Annotated in this window: 18 protein-coding genes and 1 tRNA gene; 8 read left to right on the plus strand and 11 right to left on the minus strand. The window is 67.4% G+C overall.

The window, feature by feature from the left end; translation table 11 throughout:
- Positions 1 to 473: 473 nt before the first annotated feature.
- Complete coding sequence (locus ACWJI3_RS14265) at positions 474 to 1,004, plus strand: tellurite resistance TerB family protein (protein ID WP_255140756.1); 531 nt, start codon at positions 474 to 476, stop codon at positions 1,002 to 1,004.
- Positions 1,005 to 1,228: 224 nt separating this feature from the next.
- Here the strand turns inward: ACWJI3_RS14265 and ACWJI3_RS14270 are convergent, their stop codons facing one another.
- The 3 genes from ACWJI3_RS14270 to ACWJI3_RS14280 form a co-directional block, all read right to left on the minus strand.
- The gene (locus ACWJI3_RS14270) at positions 1,229 to 1,411 is read right to left on the minus strand and encodes a hypothetical protein (protein WP_094512647.1); all 183 of its coding nucleotides are present in this window, start codon (positions 1,409 to 1,411) and stop codon (positions 1,229 to 1,231) included.
- 44 nt (positions 1,412 to 1,455) lie between these two features.
- Entirely contained in the window at positions 1,456 to 1,725 is a 270-nt protein-coding gene (locus ACWJI3_RS14275; protein ID WP_255101055.1) for a high light inducible protein, read from the minus strand.
- Positions 1,726 to 1,980: 255 nt separating this feature from the next.
- The gene (locus ACWJI3_RS14280; protein ID WP_480204007.1) at positions 1,981 to 3,366 is read right to left on the minus strand and encodes a cytochrome P450; all 1,386 of its coding nucleotides are present in this window, start codon (positions 3,364 to 3,366) and stop codon (positions 1,981 to 1,983) included.
- Positions 3,367 to 3,639: 273 nt separating this feature from the next.
- Between ACWJI3_RS14280 and ACWJI3_RS14285 the strand changes: the two genes are divergently transcribed.
- Together ACWJI3_RS14285 and ACWJI3_RS14290 are read left to right on the plus strand one after the other, a co-directional pair.
- On the plus strand, positions 3,640 to 5,850 hold the full coding sequence (locus ACWJI3_RS14285) for a heavy metal translocating P-type ATPase (RefSeq protein WP_480204008.1): 2,211 nt from the start codon (positions 3,640 to 3,642) through the stop codon (positions 5,848 to 5,850).
- A 424-nt stretch (positions 5,851 to 6,274) separates the two neighbouring features.
- On the plus strand, positions 6,275 to 6,802 hold the full coding sequence (locus ACWJI3_RS14290; protein WP_255101052.1) for a DUF305 domain-containing protein: 528 nt from the start codon (positions 6,275 to 6,277) through the stop codon (positions 6,800 to 6,802).
- A 27-nt stretch (positions 6,803 to 6,829) separates the two neighbouring features.
- On the opposite strand, the gene ACWJI3_RS14295 is transcribed toward ACWJI3_RS14290, so the two are convergent.
- Positions 6,830 to 7,750 (minus strand): hypothetical protein, encoded by a 921-nt coding sequence (locus ACWJI3_RS14295; protein WP_480204009.1) that lies wholly within the window; start codon positions 7,748 to 7,750, stop codon positions 6,830 to 6,832.
- Between the two features lie 371 nt (positions 7,751 to 8,121).
- Here ACWJI3_RS14295 and ACWJI3_RS14300 point away from each other — a divergent pair, with 371 nt between their 5' ends.
- Positions 8,122 to 8,799 carry a DUF2459 domain-containing protein gene (locus ACWJI3_RS14300; protein WP_255140752.1) on the plus strand — a complete coding sequence of 226 codons (678 nt, stop codon included), beginning with the start codon at positions 8,122 to 8,124 and terminating at the stop codon, positions 8,797 to 8,799.
- Positions 8,800 to 9,093: 294 nt separating this feature from the next.
- Here ACWJI3_RS14300 and ACWJI3_RS14305 read toward each other — a convergent pair whose 3' ends face one another.
- Together ACWJI3_RS14305 and ACWJI3_RS14310 are read right to left on the minus strand one after the other, a co-directional pair.
- Positions 9,094 to 9,543 carry a CopD family protein gene (locus ACWJI3_RS14305; RefSeq protein ID WP_233132936.1) on the minus strand — a complete coding sequence of 150 codons (450 nt, stop codon included), beginning with the start codon at positions 9,541 to 9,543 and terminating at the stop codon, positions 9,094 to 9,096.
- Between the two features lie 332 nt (positions 9,544 to 9,875).
- Positions 9,876 to 11,576: a potassium/proton antiporter gene (locus ACWJI3_RS14310; protein ID WP_480204010.1), complete on the minus strand. Its 1,701-nt coding sequence runs from the start codon at positions 11,574 to 11,576 to the stop codon at positions 9,876 to 9,878.
- 332 nt (positions 11,577 to 11,908) lie between these two features.
- Between ACWJI3_RS14310 and ACWJI3_RS14315 the strand changes: the two genes are divergently transcribed.
- On the plus strand, positions 11,909 to 12,253 hold the full coding sequence (locus ACWJI3_RS14315; protein WP_480204011.1) for a hypothetical protein: 345 nt from the start codon (positions 11,909 to 11,911) through the stop codon (positions 12,251 to 12,253).
- Positions 12,254 to 12,317: 64 nt separating this feature from the next.
- Here ACWJI3_RS14315 and ACWJI3_RS14320 read toward each other — a convergent pair.
- The 4 genes from ACWJI3_RS14320 to ftsH all read right to left on the minus strand — a co-directional run bounded on the left by ACWJI3_RS14320 (position 12,318) and on the right by ftsH (position 16,296).
- Positions 12,318 to 12,390: transfer RNA gene (locus ACWJI3_RS14320), tRNA-Ala, on the minus strand.
- An 85-nt stretch (positions 12,391 to 12,475) separates the two neighbouring features.
- Positions 12,476 to 13,120 carry a transcriptional repressor LexA gene (gene lexA, locus ACWJI3_RS14325; RefSeq protein WP_255101148.1) on the minus strand — a complete coding sequence of 215 codons (645 nt, stop codon included), beginning with the start codon at positions 13,118 to 13,120 and terminating at the stop codon, positions 12,476 to 12,478.
- Positions 13,121 to 13,307: 187 nt separating this feature from the next.
- Complete coding sequence (argF, locus tag ACWJI3_RS14330; RefSeq protein WP_094512640.1) at positions 13,308 to 14,291, minus strand: ornithine carbamoyltransferase; 984 nt, start codon at positions 14,289 to 14,291, stop codon at positions 13,308 to 13,310.
- A gap of 106 nt (positions 14,292 to 14,397) precedes the next feature.
- Positions 14,398 to 16,296, minus strand: coding sequence for an ATP-dependent zinc metalloprotease FtsH (gene ftsH, locus ACWJI3_RS14335; RefSeq protein ID WP_094512639.1), 1,899 nt, complete (start codon positions 16,294 to 16,296; stop codon positions 14,398 to 14,400).
- 108 nt (positions 16,297 to 16,404) lie between these two features.
- Between ftsH and ACWJI3_RS14340 the strand changes: the two genes are divergently transcribed.
- From ACWJI3_RS14340 to ACWJI3_RS14350, 3 genes are all read left to right on the plus strand, one after another.
- On the plus strand, positions 16,405 to 17,091 hold the full coding sequence (locus ACWJI3_RS14340; protein ID WP_480204012.1) for an SOS response-associated peptidase: 687 nt from the start codon (positions 16,405 to 16,407) through the stop codon (positions 17,089 to 17,091).
- 74 nt (positions 17,092 to 17,165) lie between these two features.
- A complete protein-coding gene (locus ACWJI3_RS14345) occupies positions 17,166 to 17,972 on the plus strand; it encodes a potassium channel family protein (protein WP_233132934.1) in 807 nt (268 codons plus the stop codon).
- A gap of 192 nt (positions 17,973 to 18,164) precedes the next feature.
- Positions 18,165 to 18,410 (plus strand): Nif11-like leader peptide family natural product precursor, encoded by a 246-nt coding sequence (locus ACWJI3_RS14350; protein WP_255101045.1) that lies wholly within the window; start codon positions 18,165 to 18,167, stop codon positions 18,408 to 18,410.
- Positions 18,411 to 18,502: 92 nt separating this feature from the next.
- Here the strand turns inward: ACWJI3_RS14350 and ACWJI3_RS14355 are convergent, their stop codons facing one another.
- Positions 18,503 to 18,772, minus strand: a complete 270-nt coding sequence (locus tag ACWJI3_RS14355) for a hypothetical protein (protein WP_144036995.1) — start codon at positions 18,770 to 18,772, stop codon at positions 18,503 to 18,505.
- Between the last annotated feature and the right edge of the window lie 42 nt (positions 18,773 to 18,814).

The following is an 18,814-nucleotide window of genomic DNA, read 5'->3' on the forward strand; positions in this document are numbered from 1 at the left end:
GATGATGAAGAGGCTGTGAAGAAACCTTGGGGCTGACACTCATCCAGGCAAAACATCCCTTGCGCCATCTCAGCATCGGGCAGGGCCACGAACGCATCAGGCTGCCGTGTTAAGCCGCTTCGCTCGACATGATGGATGGTGCGGCCGTTCCCGGTGGGATCAAGGATCGTCAGCAGCACGCCCTGATTCACTTGGGAGAAGGTGCAGGAAGTCACGACGGGTCAATCCGTATGGAGGCGTGCCGCTGATTGATCTTCAGGTTCAAGATCCGGCAGCTCGATCCGGCAGCTCACTGAAGGACCCGCTCGGGCATGAGCCCTGGACCAAAGGCCTTGGACATCACTGACGCTTCTCCCGATTCCCCGGAGACTGCGCTTGCCGCCGCGCTGGGCGTGGCTTTGGGTAACGGGTTAGCGGTAGGCCGCAGTGGGCGCCGGAGCCTCACAATGGGATCGATACTCATCCTGGGCGCCATGACCATGCCGGATCTCAGCGCAGAACAGCCGGCCGGCGACCTCGATCTGCTGCGCATCCTCTGCTGTGTCGCCTGGTCCGATGGGGAGATGTCTGAGCAGGAGCGAAGGCTGCTCAAGAAGCTGGCGGAGCGCACGGCAGCGGCAGATGCCGGCCCAGAAGCCGCTTCCACCGCTGTGGATGCCCTTGCGGCCGAGGCGCTGGGGCCGGAGGCACTCGAGACGCTTCTGCCAAGGATCACCACGGCCGATGACCGGCAGCTGGCCGTGAAGCTTGCGTATCAGGTGCTTCGCATCAGCCGGCGACCGGAAGACACCTCGAGCATCAATACCGATGAGAAGTTGGCGTACCGGCGGCTGGTTGAGGGTCTGAAGATCGACGACCGAGAGATTCTCGAAGCCGAATGGGCGGCGGAGCAGGAGCTGGCCCAGCCGCCCGGCCTACTCGCCTTCCTTGCCAACCGCTTTCGAGGCCTGGGGGCCTGGGCAGACAACGACCAGCTGGAGCCGCCAGGCGCAACGCGCCCCTGAGCAGCTTGGCCAGGTGGCGGGATGGACCTGCGCCCCCAAGACCCAGAGGGCGAAGCGAAGGTGCAGCAGGTCCTTCGTTCGGCAATGGACAGGCAGGCAAGTCGATCCGTAAGGGTCAGCATCTCCTCTGCAGTTCCAGGGAGAGCCTTGCCAGAGAGATCTACGGCAAAGGCACTCCTGTACAGCGTTTGGTACAGGAGTGCCAGCCCAGTGACGTGGGACGCTCAGGGCCGCTTGATGCCGAGCGCCTGGGCGCCGTACTGCTCGCTGAACATGGCCTGGATCTGCCAGGCCCTCAGGAGCGTTTTGGACACCTTGCGCAGGTCTTCCAACTCCGTGCAGTTGTCGATGGCACGGGAGTGGGCTTCCACGAAGAACTCTCTGCTGACCGAAAGGGACTGGCTCATGGCGATGCCTGTGGGAGGGGTTGGAGCTGATCGGGGCGATGGCTTCAGCCGATGCCGAGCAGGCCGCGGGTGAAGGCCTCACCGCCGAGGGCGAATTCAGTGGCGAGCAGGGCGATGAAGCCGAGCATGGCCATACGGCCGTTGAGCTTCTCGGCGCGCTCATGGAAGCCCCAGCCGCTCTCGGCGCTCACCACTTCCATGCGGGGCTCGGTGGCGAAGGCATTGAGGCGGCCGCCGTCTTCGGTGGTGACGGTGGCGCCGCGAATGGTGGCGCGGTCAAGGGCGCTGGGGGCGGTGGCGGTGGCTTGGGCCATGGGGCTCTCGCTTGGGATGAGAGAACTGTAACAGACTGTTTCGGATTTTGAACAGATGTCGCTTCTGGGCGGCGATGGGGCCCCGCAGGTTGTACCTCAAGGGCGCTGCTGGTTGTTCCGCCAGCTCCTTTGCGCCCGGGCGGCCTTGCGGAACCAGAGCGGGTGCCCAGCCGGCCGAGATCCTGCTGCGCCCACCCCTTCCGCCGACCTCCTCCGCCTGTTCTGCCGCGGTGCCCTTTCCGGGGACGTTGCTCCTCAGGACTGCGCGTCGGCAGTGGATGGGGGCCCCGCCATGGCCTGGCCTGCCGCTCCCCGGCGGCTGGCGCCCACCCGCAGGCCCTGCTTCGGGGTGGGGCTTGGGATCACCACGAGTGTGAGGTCCTGATCGGGCTCCAGCGCAAGGCTCAGCTGCTTGAGCAGCCCCACCGCCAGCAGCCGGATCTCCAGTTCCGCCAACGCCTTGCCCAGGCACACCCGTTCACCGCCGCCGAAGGGCAGCAGGGTCACCGGTTCCGCCCCCTCCAGATGCCGCTGGGGCCGAAAGGCCGCCAGGTCCTCGGGGTCAGCGCCGTGGCGCTGGCTGGAACTGATGCTCACCTGCACCACCCGCTCCGCCGGCACCAGCACACCCGCCAGGGCGATCGGCTCCCGGGTGCGGCGAAAGAAGCCCCCCACCGGCGGCGTCAGCCGCATCACCTCCTTCACCACCGCCTCCAGCCGCGGCGCCCGCAAGGCGTCGTAGGCGCTCACGGCCACTCCTTCTGCCGGTGGCCAGGGCAAGCCGTCGAGTTCCTCCCGCAGCCAGGCCAGCTCAGCGGGATGCTGCAACAGGGTGAGCAGCAGGCAGCTGAGCGCGGAGGCGGTGGTTTCGTAGCCGGCGAACAGCAGCAGCAGCAACTGCTCTGCCACATCGACGTCGGCGAGGGGGAGGCCGGCTTCATCGAGGCCTCCGGCCAGCAGATCGAGGCCGCCGGCGCTGAGGGGGGCTCCGGCAGCAGCGGCGGCCTGGGCGCTCTGAAGCACGGCGCCCAGGCGCTGCAACAGGCGCCTGCGGGCCTGACGGGCGCGGGCGAACGGGCTGCCGGGCAGGGCGAACGGCAGGGAGAAGAGGCCCTGGCACCAGATCTCGAAATCCACGAACAGGGCCTCGCGATCGACCGCATCGAGCCCCAGCACGGTGCTCGCGATCACGCTGAAGGCGAAGCGCCGCAGCTCCGGCACCAGGGCCAGCGGCGCTTGGGCACCCAGCAGGTCGTGGTGGAGCACCTCCACTTGCGCCACGATCGCCGGGCTGTAGCGCTTCAGGGCAGCGGCAGCGAACAGCTGCCCCACCACCCGCCGGCGGGCCTTGTGATCCGCACCATTGCGATTGGCCAGCGACAACGACCCCAGCAGCTCCCGCACACTGTCCGGCCACCAGCCCTGGACCGCGTCACCCTGGGCGAACAGATCGCTGATCGCCTGGTCGCCGCGGATGAACACGGTGCGCTGCCCCAGCAGGCTGGTTTCGTACACATCCCCGTAGCGCTCGAAGCGCTTACGGGCGAAATCGGCATCACGGAAAAAGGCGAGGGTTTCGAGCACACCGCTCACGGCTGGCGTGCAAGGCAGGGGCTGAAGGGTGGCGGAATCGAGGGGCAAGCGACCGGATCCAAGCGGTGCCCAGGCTGGCAGTCAGCTGAAAGCGGCGCGACGCCATCACGCCAGCCAGCTCCAGGGCGGCCACACCCGTTGGGGCTCAAGCCCTGCTGCGATTGAGGGCGGAATCACCTGATCCTGCTGCTGCACATCCGCTGCAGGTGGATATGCAACGGCTGAGTTTTTCGCACCGCCATGGCGATGCCGGGGTTGGTCGTTGCGCGACATCGTGCCTAGACCACCCATAGCCATCCCCACGGATCTGAAGCGGCCAGGATGAACTCGCCAACGCTCAGGCCACAACCCAGCGATCGACCCGGGCCGCACCACAACCAAGACAACCGCCACCTGCCCGCGATCGGTGGTGAAGCGGGTGAAATGGCCAAAGATCCGATCTGCGGGATGGTGGTACCGAAGGCCACAGCTCTTTCGACGCAGAGAAATGGCCGCAGCTACTACTTCTGCAGCCAGAGCTGTCTGCAGACGTTCCGCAATCCCGACCGCGAATTGCGCGTCCTGCGTCGCCGCGTCGGCTTGGTGATCGGCGGGGTGTTGGCGCTGGCGTTGTTGCGGGCCGGGGCGTTCCTTGCTCTGGCGGCAGGCATCAGTTTGATGGCGTGGGTGCCGTTGCCGGCTCTGCCCTGGATGAGCTGGGGGAGGTGGCTGTTCGTGCTCGCCACCCCGGTGCAATTCATCGGCGGCTGGTCGTTCTATGCCGGCGCCTGGGCGGCCCTGAAGCGCCGCGCCCTCAACATGGACGTGCTGATCGCCCTCGGCACCTCTGTTGCCTACTTCTACAGCGTGGTGGTGGTGTTCGTGCCCACCTGGCTGCCGGTCGGTGTGAGTGATCGCGACGTCTATTTCGAAGTATCGGCGGTGGTGATTGCCTTCGTGCTGCTGGGCAAGTTCATGGAGGAAAGCATCAAGCAACGCTCCTCGGCTGCGGTGCGGAAGCTGCTCGATCTCCAGCCCGCCACCGCCACGGTGATCCGGGACGGCATGGAGCTGACCGTTCCTGCCGACACCGTCGCCATCGATGAGCAGGTGCTGGTGCGCCCGGGCGAGAAGATTCCCGCCGATGGGGTCGTGACCGCAGGCAGCAGCTCGGTGGATGAGTCGTTGCTCACCGGTGAATCCCTGCCGGTGGCCAAGTCCGTGGGCGCCGAGCTGATCGGTGGCACCGTGAATGGCCGGGGGGTGCTGCGTTTTCGTGCCACCCGGGTGGGATCCGCCACCGCCCTGGCCCAGATCGTGCACCTGGTGGAAGAGGCTCAGGCCAGCACGGCCAGCGTGCAGCGCCTGGCAGATCAGGTCACCGGCTGGTTCGTGCCTGCCGTGGTGTTGATCGCCGTCGCGGCATTCGTGATCTGGACACTGGCCGGCCAGTTCAGCAGCGGACTGCTGGCCTTCATTGCCGTGCTGGTGATCTCCTGCCCCTGTGCCCTCGGCATCGCCACCCCGGCGGCGCTGATGGTGGGAGTGGGCAAGGCCGCCGAGCAGGGCATCCTGATCCGCAGCGGCTCCGTGCTGGAGCGGGCCGAGCAGCTCACCACCGTGGTCTTCGACAAGACGGGCACGCTCACGCAGGGCCGGCCGATCCTCACGGATCTGATCGCCCTGCCGGGCAGTTCGGAGCGGGACGTGCTGCAACTGGCAGGGTCACTGGAGCATGGCTCGGAGCATCCCCTGGCCGGGGCCATCGGCGCGGCGGTGGCAACGCACGCCGTCGATCTGCTGCCGATCGACCACTTCGAGGCCCGGGTCGGCGAAGGCCTCACCGCCATGCAGGGGGGAGAGCCGGTCTGGCTGGGGAACCGGCACCTGGCCGCTCGCTTCATCGGCGACCTGCCGGAAGCCCTGCAACAACAACTGGGCGACATTGAGCTCGGTGGACGCACGTCGATGCTGCTGGGCCGGGCGACGCGCCTTCTCGGTCTGCTGGCCGTGGCCGATACGGTCAGGCCTGAGGCCGAGCAGGCTGTGGCCCAGCTGCGTCGCCATGGCGTGCGGGTGATCCTGCTGAGCGGCGATTCCCGCACCACCGCGGAGGCCATTGCCGCGCAGCTGGGCATCAGCGAGGTGATCGCCGAAGTGCGGCCCGCCGAGAAGGCTGGAACGATCAAGTCGCTGCAGCTCACGGGGCAGAAGGTGGCGATGGTGGGGGATGGCGTCAATGACGCCCCGGCCCTGGCCACTGCCGATGTCGGCATCGCCATCGGCTCCGGTTCGGATGTGGCCAAAGAAGCTGGCGACATCATCCTGATCGGCAACGATGTGCGGCAGGTGGTGACGGCCATCGGACTGTCGCGGGCGACGATGCGCAAGATCCGCCAGAACCTGTTCTGGGCATTTATCTATAACGGGATCGGCATCCCGATCGCCGCCTTCGGTTGGCTCAATCCGATGATCGCCGGTGCGGCCATGGCCCTGAGTTCGCTGTCGGTGATCGTCAATTCCTCCTTGCTGCGACGTTTTCGGGTGGCTTGATCGGTGTGCATGCCGTCCATGCACATCCGGCCGTGGCAGCCGTTGGCGTGAACACTGAAGCCTTCGCGGGTCGCAGTGGTTGCCAGTGTCATTCCGACGACCTGGAGCCCGACGGATCAAACAGACACCGAACGAACGGATACCGATCCAACGGGCACCGATCCGATGAAGCAATGACCCGGAGCCGCGGCCAACTTTTCACAGCGTCTCCATGCTGAGCAGAGGCAGATGCGATGGAGAAGAGCTGATGAAGAGGCACCGACTCGTAGACGGCCGCTTCCATCCGATGGCGTTCCGATGGGCCGTGGTGTTCCGATGCACTGCCACAGCAGGGCTGGGGGCGTTCGTTCTGATGCTGGGAGTTCCAGCGTTGTCCCAGCCTCCAGCACCTTCCAGCTCACCGGCGCCAGGGTCGGGAGCAGGAATGGGAGGTCCGGGGGGGATGGGCCGGATGGGCGCCCAGTCGATGGATCAACACTTCATCGTGATGATGATTCCTCACCACGACGGTGCGATCGCCATGGCCGATCTTGCCCTCACCCGAGCCAAACGGCCCGAGATCAAAGAGCTGGCCAGGAGCATCAAGAACAGCCAGACGAGCGAGAACGCTCAGATGCGTACCTGGTACCGGCAGTGGTTCGGCCAACCCGTGCCCAACTGGAACCAGGGCACAGGCCTGGGCAGGACCGGGGGCGCAGGCGGCGGCATGGGGATGGGGCAGATGGGCGGGGGCACGGATCTCACCGCCCTGAGCAAAGCCCCGGACTTTGATCGTGCCTTCATCGAGCAGATGATTCCCCACCACCAGATGGGCGTGCGAATGGCAACGATGGCCCAGGCCAACAGTCAGCACCAGGAGCTGCGCCTGCTGCAGCAGGCCATGGTGAAGGCCCAGAGCCAGGAGATTGAGCAGATGAGGCAGTGGTACAGGAGTTGGTATGGCTCACCCTGACTCCCCCAGTGAGAGTGAGGGCAGTGTTCAGCCAGCGGGCTGAGCCTTCACGGTGATGGTCAGATGGCCGTCGCTGTCGCGTTGCAGGGCGTAGAGCTGTTGCTGCATCAGCCCCTGCAGTTGCTGCACGGCTTGTTGCTCCTGGCGGCTGGGGTGGCGTACGGCTGAATGGAGCAGCCGCAGGCCCAGACCGGCGCTGCCGATCACCCCCAGAGGGCCCATCACCACGGCCAGACCTGGCACCAGCATCAGCGCCACCGCCAGCACCACCGACATCGGCAGGGCGCCTGCCGCCACCAGGCCGCTGTTCTGCAGGATCTGCAGCAGCCGCTCCTGACGCGCCGCTGCGCTGCCGTTGATCAGTTCATCGCGGTGCACCAGCAGTTGATCCACGGCGGCGATCGCCGCTGAATAGGCGCCTGCCTCGACGGCATTGCCGAGGGTGCGCTGCCAGAACTCCGGCGTCTGAGCTGCGGCGATCAGACCATCGAGATGGTTGTCGCCGCTGGGGCGAAGGCGCTCCAGCCCGGTCATGTTGGCGCTGCCCCGGGCGATGTTGACCGTGCCGTCCTCCCAGATGGCATTGGCGGCCTCCGCCGCCCGGTGGGGCGCATTGGCCTGGCTCTCCAGGTGAGACCAGTGCTTGCCGAGGGCATCACCGCCTTTGAGGAACGCGTCAACAGCAGCGGTGCCGTAGTGCTCCAGTTCGCCTGGCAACCTGGCCAGCAGATCCGCCGCTGCCACGCCGTGATTGGTGGTAGCGGAGCTGATCCGGCTGATCAGCTGGGGATCGACGGCGATGTTGTGGAGCTCACTCAATGACGCAGCAACCGCGCCGCTCGCCATGGCCAGCACCTTGCTGCTGCGAGACAGGCCATGACGCAGCTGCTCGGTGGCGGCGGCACCGGCGGCCAGTCCCGCCTGGGTGAAGGTGGAAAGATCGGCCATCGCCCGGCATCGATTGACCTTCATTTTCACTGGTGTTTTCCTCTGCTGGGGCCAACGGCCTGTCGTTTCCTTCCCTGTGGTTCACGAGCATGATCTGGCGCACGATTCGGCCGGGATGGCCTCACCGTTGCGTGCAATCCGTCCCCTGCAGGCCTGACCATTCCGCCGGAACCGATGCCTAGGCTTCCCCTCAGCACCCCAGCTTGAGCGCTGCCTGCCTCAAGGTTTCAGGAACAGCATCCGCGCACGTCCGTGACGCCGTCCCTCCAGGCGGCTGCCCTGACGCCACTGTTGCTGCTGCGGCTGCGATCCGGCATCTCCGGCCAGCCCAAGGCACAAGGCTGCGCTGCGCGGGGCGGGGCTGCATTCCGTTGTCGGCCGGGGTCCGTTTCGGTGGGGGTGGCATCGAACTCCTGATCCTGCTGGCACTGGTGGGTTGGCCGCTGCTGCACGCTGCGGTGCAGTCCGAACCCCGCGCCCGCTTGGCGGCGCCGCTGCCCCTGCCGCCGCCCGGCAGCTATGCGGTGCTGGTGGCCGACTGGGGGCTGCACTCCGCGATCGTGGTGGAGCAGCCACCGGGCTGGCGGCTTGGTCCTCCCGGCGCTGAGGCGGCTCCCTTCCTGGAGATCGCCTGGGGTGACCGGCGCTACTACGCCGCCGGCGATCGCCGCCCCCAGGCGGTGGCGGCCGCTCTGTTCCTGCCCACTGAGGCGGCGCTGTTCCTCGCTGGCCACCCCGATCCGCCGCTGCTGAAGGGAGCCGTCCGCGTGCATGAACGCCGGGTGGATGCCCCCACCCTGCACGCCCTGCTCACCAGCCTGGAGCGTTCGCTGCCCCGCAGCCCCGCCGGCGGCCGGCCCGATCCCCTGCCGTTGCCCGCGGGCCGCACCGCCCGTTTCCTCCCCGCCCACGGCGCCTATCTCTGGACGCGCAACTGCAACTGGTGGACGCTGCAGCGGCTCAGCGACGCCGGCCTCGCCGCCCCGCCACTGGGCGTGCTGTTCAGCCGCCAGGTGCCGGCGCATCTGCAGGGCTTTCAGCAGCGTTGAGCACCAGCACCAGCAGGCCGTGCCTACTGGAATCCCAGACCACAGGGCTGTGGGTCAATCATTGCTGTGATGCCCAACGGCTCACGAGGGCAAGGTGATGGCTACGTGTTGGTGATCAAGGAGCTATCCCAATGCTGAAGGCATCACAAGAGCTGGAGCATGCGATCCAGCGCGGAAAAAGCACCGCGCTATGCCAACCAGATCTGTTGGACGCTGTAATTCCGCCAGCCCTCCCCTTGCCAGCCGCTCAAGCCAATCCAGAAGACCAGCCTGCGGCAACGGCCTAGCCACTGATCACCCCAGCCCGCCCAGACGGATCAAGGCGCCCACCACCACGAAAGCGATCGCCAGGGCGGTGATGGCGCGGATGTGCCAGGCCAGGCCGTTGAGATTGTCGTCGTTGAGGGTGGGGATCAGCTGCAGCCGGGCGTGCAGGGCCAGGGCGGCCGTACCGGCCAGCAGCAGCAGTTTCACCCCCACGAGCATTCCGATCGGGTTCGCCGGGTTGAGCAGCCCGCGGAAGCCGGGCAGGTAGATCCAGCCCATCCAGGCGCCGGTGACCACCTGAATGGCCAGAGCGCTGAGCCCCAGCGGCTCGAACGTGTCCTCAAACGCGCGGATCTGTGCTGCCTCCCGCTCCCGCAGCGCCTTGGGCAGCACCCCCAGATCCAGCACCAGATGGCCACCGGTCCAGACCGTGGCCGCCAGGGCATGAACGATCACCAGCAGCGGAAAGGGCGACACGGCAGCTCCACAAGGCTGCTCCCACGATGAAGGCGTTCCGGCACGGGCGGCCATGGCGCGCCCGGGGCGGTGGCGATGCAGCAGTTCCTGGGGATGCACAACGCTGCCGAGGGATGAACCGCCCTGCCGAGAACGCGACCCCCCGGCCGCCGATCACCGCCTACCTGTGATTGCAACGCTTAGGAGGCTGCTGGCCAACGTTTTGGGCCTTCCATCGCAGCCCCGTGAGGCTCAACAGGGCTCAACAAAGAGACAATTCCTGCCCTCTCTCGCCTAGCGGTAGACATTTCAGGGCGCAGTCAGCCACCGATTCAAGCCTTTCAGGAACCTGGTCAGTCGTGATCGCTGCGGGCCATCCGGACAGAGACGTAGTCACCGTCCGCTCCAGCCTCCAGGCGGAAGACGCCAAGGCGAGTCATTGCCTTGGGGGTGTCTTCTGGCAGCAAGGACGCGAGGCTCTGACCAGGGCTGGAGGCGGGCCCTGGAGCCGGCAGGGGGAAGCCGAAAAAGCGATGCAGCTGCTCCACCGTGGTGGCAGCGTTGAAGCTGAGCGAGAGATCCGCGGGCAGTGAGGGTGGCTCCGGCTGAGGATCGAACAGCCGGTCGATCAGGGGTTGCAGCCGGGTGCGCAGGGCCACGAACACGTGATCGCCTGGCTCCAGGGGCGTGGAGCCCCGGGGCATCACCACCTGCTTGCCCCGCAGGATCAACGTGACCAGGACACCATCGGGCAGGGCCAGATCGCGCAGGTGCTGGCCGGCCACCTGGGCGCCTGGCTTCACGGTGTAATCAACGATCTCGCCATCGACATGGCGCAAGGCGTGGATCTCCACCGACAGGGCCGGTGCCGGATCCGCCGGGCGGCCGATGCGCAGCCAGCGCGCCACCAACGGCAACGACCAGCCCTGGGTGATCGCCGAGATCAGCACCACAAAAAACACCGCATTGAAGATCAGCTGGCTCTGGGGAACTCCGGCCAGCAACGGAAAGGTGGCCAGGGTGATCGGCACCGCCCCCTTCAGGCCCACCCAGGAAAGAAAGGTGAGCTCGCGCCGTCGAAAACGGAACGGCAGCAGGGACACCACCACCGCCACGGGTCGCGCCAACAGGATCAGCACCAGGGCGATCAGCAGCCCCTCGCCGGCAACGGCCAGCAGCCGACTGGGAAAGCTGAGCAGGCCGAGCATCACGAACAGCACGATCTGGCCCAGCCAGGCCAGCGCATCGTGAAAGGAGAAGATGCCGCGCCGGAACACGATCGAACTGTTGCCGAGCACGATGCCGGCGACGTACACCGCCAGAAAGCCGCTGCCCCCCAGCACCGCCGCCAACCCGAAGGCCACCAGCCCAAAGGCCAGTGCCAGCAGCGGATAGAGGCCCGGGTAATGGAGATGGATCCGGTTCACCGCCCAGGCCGCCAGCCGGCCCACGGCGATGCCCACCAGGCTGCCCACGCCGAACTGGCTGAAAAACAACCCCACCAGACCCTGGAAGGAATCGCTGCTGCCGGTGATCAGGCTGATCAGCCCAACAGTGAGGAAGATGGCCATCGGGTCGTTCGACCCGCTTTCCACTTCAAGAGTGTCGGTGAGGCGCTCTGGCAACTTCAGCCCGCTGGTGCGCAGCACCGAAAACACCGCCGCCGCATCCGTGGAGCCGACGATGCTTCCCAGCAGCAGCCCCTGCAGCAACGGCAGTTGCAGCACCCAGGCGGCTGTCAGGCCCGTGAGCAGCGAGGTGATCAGCACCCCCACGGTGGAGAGCGCCAGCGCCGGGCGCCAGACGGATCGCACCGCGCTCAGGGACGTGCGCAGGCCGCCGTCGAACAGGATCAAAGCCAGCGCCGCGCTGCCGGCGTTGCTGGCCAGGGCGTAGTCCTCGAAGGGGATGCGCCCGAGGCCCTCCGAACCCGCCAGCATGCCCACGCCGAGAAACAGCACCAGCACCGGCACACCGAGGCGGGCGGAGAATTTGCTGGAGCCGATGCCCACCAGCAGCAGCACGCCCACCAGCAGCATGGAGACGTTGATCACGCGCTGATCTCCTGCAACAGCGGCATGGGTCCCTGACGGTCCAGATGCATGGCCGAGCCTTGGGCGAGGTGATGGAGGAGGGGATGGGGGGATGGACGCACCTGTCCCTCGTGTTTACCCACCAGCTTGCTCAAACCCCAGCTGGGCGAGCCACTGCCAGGGGAACCCTCCAGGCCGATGAGGCACCTGCGATCCCCCACACCTTCGTCACCACACCTTCGTCAATGGAGAGCACCTCAATGCAGACCGCTGCGCGGCTGCCGCCGATCCCAGGCCCTCGTCCAACCCGGGTCCAGCCCAGGTCCAGCGCCGCCTTACGCAACCACAACCGCATGGACGAGCTGCTCAGGCGTGAGCCGGCAGGCTTCTCGGCAGCACTGCCCGGTTCCCTCCGCAAGGGTCTGGAGCGGCACGGCATCGACGAGGCGCTGACACATCAGGCGCCGCAGGCTGATTGGGGAGCTACCAGCGATCGGTGTGCGGTCATGGCAGGGGTAGTGGCGCCCCGCCCTGGTGGTCTCACCCCTGTTGGCTGCTGTCCGAATTGGTGGGTGTCGTCAGCCCCCGGCTGCAATGGGTTCCGATCGCTGGGTTTCGATCGCTGGCTTTCGACCGCTCGAAAGGAGGACGATCTGGTCACCCACCCGTGGATTCTGCGCACAAAAAAATGGTGCTGAGATGGGGAGCAGATGTGCGCCCATTTCTGCAACAAGGGTGTCTGGCGGTGATCCAGAAAGTGAATGGAGCCAAGCGGACTCGAACCGCTGACCCCCTGCATGCCATGCAGGTGCTCTACCAGCTGAGCTATGGCCCCATTGGGCTCACGCCGATGCTCGAAAGCCCCGCCGTTTTGCCTCGAAAAGCTTACACCGCAGGCTGACTGGCCCCCGGCAGCGGCCTCACACCTGGCGCCAGACGGCCACCAGCCGGCCCTGCACCGTGACCTGATCGGCGTCCAGCACGATCGGGTCATAGGCAGGGTTGGCGGCCTCCAGCCGCACCTGGTGCCCCACCCGCTGAAAGTGCTTGAGGGTAGTGCCGCTGCCTGGCACAAGCGCCGCCACGATCGTGCCCGGCTTCAGCCGGGCCGGGTCGGCCACCGGCTCCATCAGCACCACATCGCCGTGGTCGATGTGGGCGTCCACCATGCTGTCGCCGTTCACGGTGAGGGCGAACAGGCCGCGGGTGTCGAGCACGGGCTGCAGGTCGAGCCGCTCCTCGTTGTCGTGGAAGGGCTCCACCAGCCCGCCCGCCGCCACCGATCCCAGCACCGGAATCCCCGGACGCTGGCCGCCCAGCAGCTGCAGGGTGCGTGCCTGGCCCTCCTGCCAGGTGATCCAGCCTTTCTGCTGCAGGTGCCGCAGGCGGCTCTGGATCGGCGCCGGGGAGCGCAGCCCCATGGCCTCCATCATCTGGCGGATCGAGGGGCTGTGGCGGTGTTCACCGATGTAGCCGGCGAGCCAGTCGAACAGTTCCTGCTGGGCGCTGGTGAGCTCGCCCTGGGGGCCGTTCTCGCCGCCGGAGCCGGCAGGGGCCAGCGGCAGCGGGGCGCCGAACGGGGCGCGCGAGGGGTTGGAGCGCGATGGTGCAGATCGCGATGGGCCAGAACGGGACGGGGCAGAGCGGGGCACCATGGGCAAGGTCACAGTTGCCGGTCAGTACATTTGTGCCATCGATCGGCGCACTTGTCCAGTCCCTGGCCTGGTTTTGACTGCGGTTCGCCGGCCCGGTTCAGCCCGCCACGCCCCCCAGGAGAGCCGCCAGCAGGGCCTGCTGCACGTGCAGGCGGTTCTCCGCCTGGTCGAACACGCGGCTGGCGCTGCCTTCGATCACACCGGCGCTGATCTCCTCGCCCCGGTGGGCCGGCAGGCAGTGGAGCACGATCGCGCGCGGATCGGCTTCCGCCAGCAGGTTTTCATCAAGGCAGAAGCCGGCGAAGGCCTGCTCGCGCTGGCGCTGCTCCTGCTCCTGCCCCATCGAGGCCCACACATCGGTGTAGAGGCCATGGGCGCCGCGTACCACCGCCACCGGATCGTGGCTCACCTCAATGCTGCTGCGGCTGCCCGCCAGCTGGCGGGCGTGGTCGAGCACCTGCGCCGACGGCTCGAAGCCCGGCGGGCAGCCGATCCTCACATTCACCCCCAGTAAGGCGCCGCAGAGCAACAGCGAGTGAGCCACATTGTTGCCATCGCCCACGTAGGCCAATGTGAGGCCGGCAAGGCCATCCGCCGCCGCACGGCTGCTGGAGCCACTGCCGCAGAAGGCCTCCTGCAGGGTCAGGTAGTCGGCGAGGGCCTGGCAGGGGTGCTCCAGATCGGTGAGGGCATTGATCACCGGAATCGAGGCCCAGTGCGCGTACTCCTCCAGCTCGCTCTGGGCAAAGGTGCGGATGGCCAGGACGTCCACGTAGCGGCTCAGCACGCGGGCGGTGTCGGCGATCGGTTCGCCGCGCCCCACCTGGGTGACGGCCGGGTTGAGGTCGAGGGTCTGGCCGCCGAGGCGGGCCATCGCCACTGAAAAACTCACCCGCGTGCGGGTGGAGGCCTTCTGGAAGATCAGCCCCAGCACTTTGCCGCCGAGATCGATGCGTTGCTCACCGCGCTTGAGCGCCGCCGCCAGCCGCAGCAGCTCCAGCGTCTGGTCCCCGTTGAGATCGGCTGAGGAGAGCAGGTCGTGGCCTTGGAGCGGGTTCAGGGCGGCGAAGGAGAACGCCATCGGCCCACGGCAAACAACACTTATGCGAGATCAACCCCCCTGACGTCAAGGGGGGAGATCCCGCTGGTGGTGGACGCGCCGGTGCTGGTGCGGCTACTGGCCGGGCTCAGGCGGGAACCGGCACCGGCTCGGCGAAGGCGGCGTCCTCAGGCATCACGCTGGAGGAGAGCAGCTGCTTGAGCTCGTCGCCTTCGATCACCTCTTTCTCGAGGATCTTGGCGGCGATGTCCTCCAGCAGGCCGCGGTTCCCCTTGAGGATCGCCAGCGCCCGTTCATGGGCCCGGTCCACCAGGCTGCGCACCTCGCGGTCGATCGCCACCGCCGTGGAATCGCTCACCACCCGGCGGGGGTTGCTGCCGTTGCCGAGGAAGCGGTTGCCGCCCTGCTTGTCGTAGGCCAGGGGGCCGAGCGTGTCGCTCATGCCGTAGGTGCCCACCATCTGCTCGGCGATATCGGTAGCCCGCTGCAGGTCGTTGGCCGCGCCGGTGGTGATTTCACCGAACACCACCTCTTCGGCGGAACGACCGCCCAGCAGGGTGGCGATCTGGCCTTCGAGGTCTTCCTTGGAATTGAGGAAGCGCTCTTCCTGCGGCAGCTGCAGGGTGTAGCCGAGTGCCGACATGCCGCGCGGCACGATCGAGATCTTGGCCACCTTGGCGCCGCCGGGCATCAGGTGCCCCACGATCGCGTGGCCCACTTCGTGGTAGGCCACCACCCGCTTCTCGTCGTCCTGCAGGACGCGGCTGCGCTTCTCGAGGCCCGCCACCACCCGTTCGATCGCTTCGTTGAGGTCGCCCTGTTCCACCGAGGTGCGCTTGACCCGTGCCGCCAGCAGGGCCGCTTCATTCACCAGGTTGGCCAGGTCGGCACCGGCGAAGCCGCTGGTGGCCTGGGCGATCTTGTCGAGATCGACGCCAGGGGCGAGTTTCACCTTGTCGGCGTAGATCTCCAGGATCGTCTTGCGGCCGGAGAGGTCGGGGCGGTCGACCAGCACCTGGCGGTCGAAGCGGCCAGGACGCAGCAGGGCGGCATCGAGGGTTTCCGGTTGGTTGGTGGCTCCCACCACGATCACCGGCTTGTCCTTGGAGGTGAAGCCATCCATTTCGGTGAGCAACTGGTTGAGGGTCTGCTCCCGTTCGTCGTTGCCGCCCACCACGCCCATCGAGCCGCCCCGGCTCTTGCCGATGGCATCGAGTTCGTCGATGAAGATGATGCAGGGCGCCTTCTGTTTGGCCTGCTCGAACAGATCACGCACGCGGGCGGCACCGGCACCCACGAACAGCTCCACGAATTCCGAGCCGGAGATGATGAAGAACGGCACGCCGGATTCACCCGCCACTGCCTTGGCCAGGAGGGTTTTGCCGGTGCCAGGAGGGCCCACCAGCAGCACGCCTTTGGGGATGCGGGCGCCGATCTCCACATAGCGCTCAGGGGTCTTGAGGAAGTCGACGATCTCGGAGAGCTCGGCCTTGGCTTCATCCACGCCGGCCACATCCGCGAAGGTGACGCGGGATTCCTCATCAGGCACGTAAACGCGGGCCTTGGATTTTGTGAAGCTGAGCGCGCCCTGGGCACCGCCACCGCCCATCGAACGGCGGGCGAAAAACTGCAGCACTACGATGAAGATCAATGGCGGCACCACCCAGCTCAACAGGGTGGTGAAGAAGCTGGGGCGCTTCGGTGGCGCAGCGGCGAATTCCACCCCTTTCTGCTCCAGGCGCTGGGGCAGGTCCATGTCGAAGATCGGCGTGGTGGCCAGCACCGACGGCGATCCCTCAGGGGCGTTGCTCAGCTCGTAGCGGATCTGATCCTGGGTGATGAAGGCACGTTTGACATTGCCGTCATTGACCTGGTCGATGAACAGGGAATAGGGGACGCGCGGCACCTGGGTGGCCGGGTTCGGCAGGAAGTTGCTGAACAGCAGCAACACGCCGAAGCCGATCAGCACCAGATTGATGATGCTGAAACGGCGGTTCGGCTTGTTCTCGTCCTGACGGAGGGCCATCGCCTGAAGATGCAGTGGAGCCAAGCTAAGCGGCCCTCTTGAGGCAGCGGCCCCTGCACCGGGGGGTGACAACCGAACGTGACCTGACCCGCCTGAACGTGTAACGCCATGTGTGGCCGCTACTCCCTCACCAGCGATCTCGACCGCCTGCTGCCGCGGCTCGGCGGTCGCCTGCCGGCGGATCTGGCGGCCCATCACGCCGCCCGGCCCGAGGTGCGCCCGGGCGAGCCGGTGCTGGCCCTGCGCCAGGAGCACGGCGTAATCGGCGCCGCCCTGCTGCTCTGGGGCCTGCTGCCGGAATGGGCCAAGGACCCGCTCGGGGCACCGCGGCCGATCAACGCCCGCGCCGAAACGGTGGCGGAGAAAGCCTCCTTCCGTGGCGCCTGGCGCCACCGCCGCTGCCTGTTGCCCGCCGACGCGTTCTACGAATGGAGCGGCCCGAAGGGACGGCGCCGGCCCTGGCGGATCCACCGCCGCGATCAGCAGCTGTTCTGGCTGGCGGGAGTGTGGGACCGCTGGATCGGCCCTGACGGCAGCGAGGTGGAGAGCTGCTGCGTGCTCACCACCTCCCCCAATGCGCTGATGGCGCCGATCCACGACCGCATGCCGGTGATCCTTCCCGACGGCCTGGAGGAAGCGTGGCTGGCGCCCAGCGATGGCGCGGGGCTGCGGGCCCTGGAGCCGCTGCTGCGCGGCTGGGAGCCGGAGGCCTGGCAGGCGGATCCGCTCGGGACTGACACCACGGACACCAGGGAGACCGGCAGAGCGGCAGCGCAGCTGGATCTGTTCGGCTGAGCGCTGGCCGGGGCTGCTGCTGCTGGTTTCGGTGCTGCCGTCGACACAATGGGTGGCCCGCTGCGGTCGCGCCCTTGTTCGCTCCGGCCTTCCGGCATGACCCCAGCGCGCTGCTGCGCCTGGAACGTCGCCTGCGCTTCTACCCCGCCCTGCTGCTGCTCACCGTGCTGGTGATGGCGAGCTTCGCCCTGCCGATGGAATGGCGCCCGCTCGGCGCCCTCGGCTACGGGCTCACCCTGCTGCTGCTCGTGGTCGCCATGGGCGGACCGATCCGGCTCGCGGGACGGCCCTGTCTCGGCAATCTCCTTTACCGCCTGCTGGGCCTCTCGGTCCTGATGGTGCAGGGGCTGTGGTCGTTTGCCCCCGCCGGCGCGCAGCGCAGCGGGCTGCCGCTGCTGGTGATGGTCACGGTATTCATCACCTGGAGCGTGCTGCGGCTGCTGGCGCTGCTGGCACTGGAGCCCACGGTGGAGCGGCGGGTGCTGATGGGTGCCGTGGCCGGCTATCTGCTGCTCGGCCTCACCGCCGGGCTGTTGATGACGATCCTCGAGACGATCGTGCCCGGCAGCTTCACGGCGCTGGATGCCTCGACGCAGCTGCTCGGGCCGATCACCTCGGCCGAGATGCAGAAGCTCATCTGGCAGCTCGATTTCGTGCGGCTCAACTATTTCGCCTTCGTCTGCCTCACCACCGTGGGCTTCGGGGACATCGCCCCCCAGACCCCGCAGGCGCAGATGCTCACGATCAGCTTCTGCGTGATCGGCCCCACCTACATGGCCCTGGTGCTGGGCTTGCTGATCAACCGCTCCAATTCCGCCGAGGCGCAGGAGGTGGCGGAAGCGCTCAGGCAGCTCAAGGCCGGTCGTCCGCCATCGCCCTGAGGGTTGACGCTGGCCGCTCGCCAGTTGGCCCTTCGCCGGACGCCCTTCTGCCGGACGCCCACCTGCAGGTTGACCGCCCGCCATCGCACCGAAGGTTCCCGGTTGGCCGGTTGCCGGAGGCCCGAGTGCCTCGTTCGACTGAGTTCTTTATGGCAGCGATCCGTTAGGACAGAGCCGATCCGCCCGGACACCGTGAGCCTCGCCCAACTCGATGCCTTCCTGGCTCACGCCCGCCGCACTCCGGCTCTGCAGGCGCGCTTGGCTGAACCGCTGGAGCTGGAGGCGTTCCTCGCCCTGGCTTCCCAGGAGGGCTACACGGTGGAGGAGCGCGACGTGCTCGCCGCGCGCGAGCGGGATGAGTCGCAGTGCAGCGCCGCCGAGCTGCAGCAGCGGGCTGGCGCCGATGCCCGCCGCCTGCGCAGCTTCATCCCTGGCTGAGCGGCAGGCCTTCAAGCAGAGCTGCCGGCGCAGGGCACCCACGCAGTTCGCGGCTGCGCCGGGTTGGGGCGGCTAAGCGGCTCAACGAACGGTCAGCGGACCTGAGTGGCGGGTGGCCACTCCTGGGGGCGATCGGCGCTCACCTGGGCCAGGTAGGCGCTCACCAGCAGCAGGCCGAGCGGCAGCGTCCAGCGCCATGACCGCAGCCGGGAGAGCCCGCCCAGGCGTGGCAGACCGGAGCGGGGAGCACCGCCGCGACTGGCGTTCGGGCCCAGCGGCAGGCTGCAGTTACCGCACACCATGCGTCCGGCCAGGCTGCGGTCCCTTCGCACACTCCAACTGCCGCAGCGGGGGCAGGACATCAGAACAAGCGCAGAGTCGAAGGGGAAAGGGCCTTGCGAAGG

It is taken from the genome of Marcopretia estuarina LEGE 06307 (assembly GCF_056633115.1).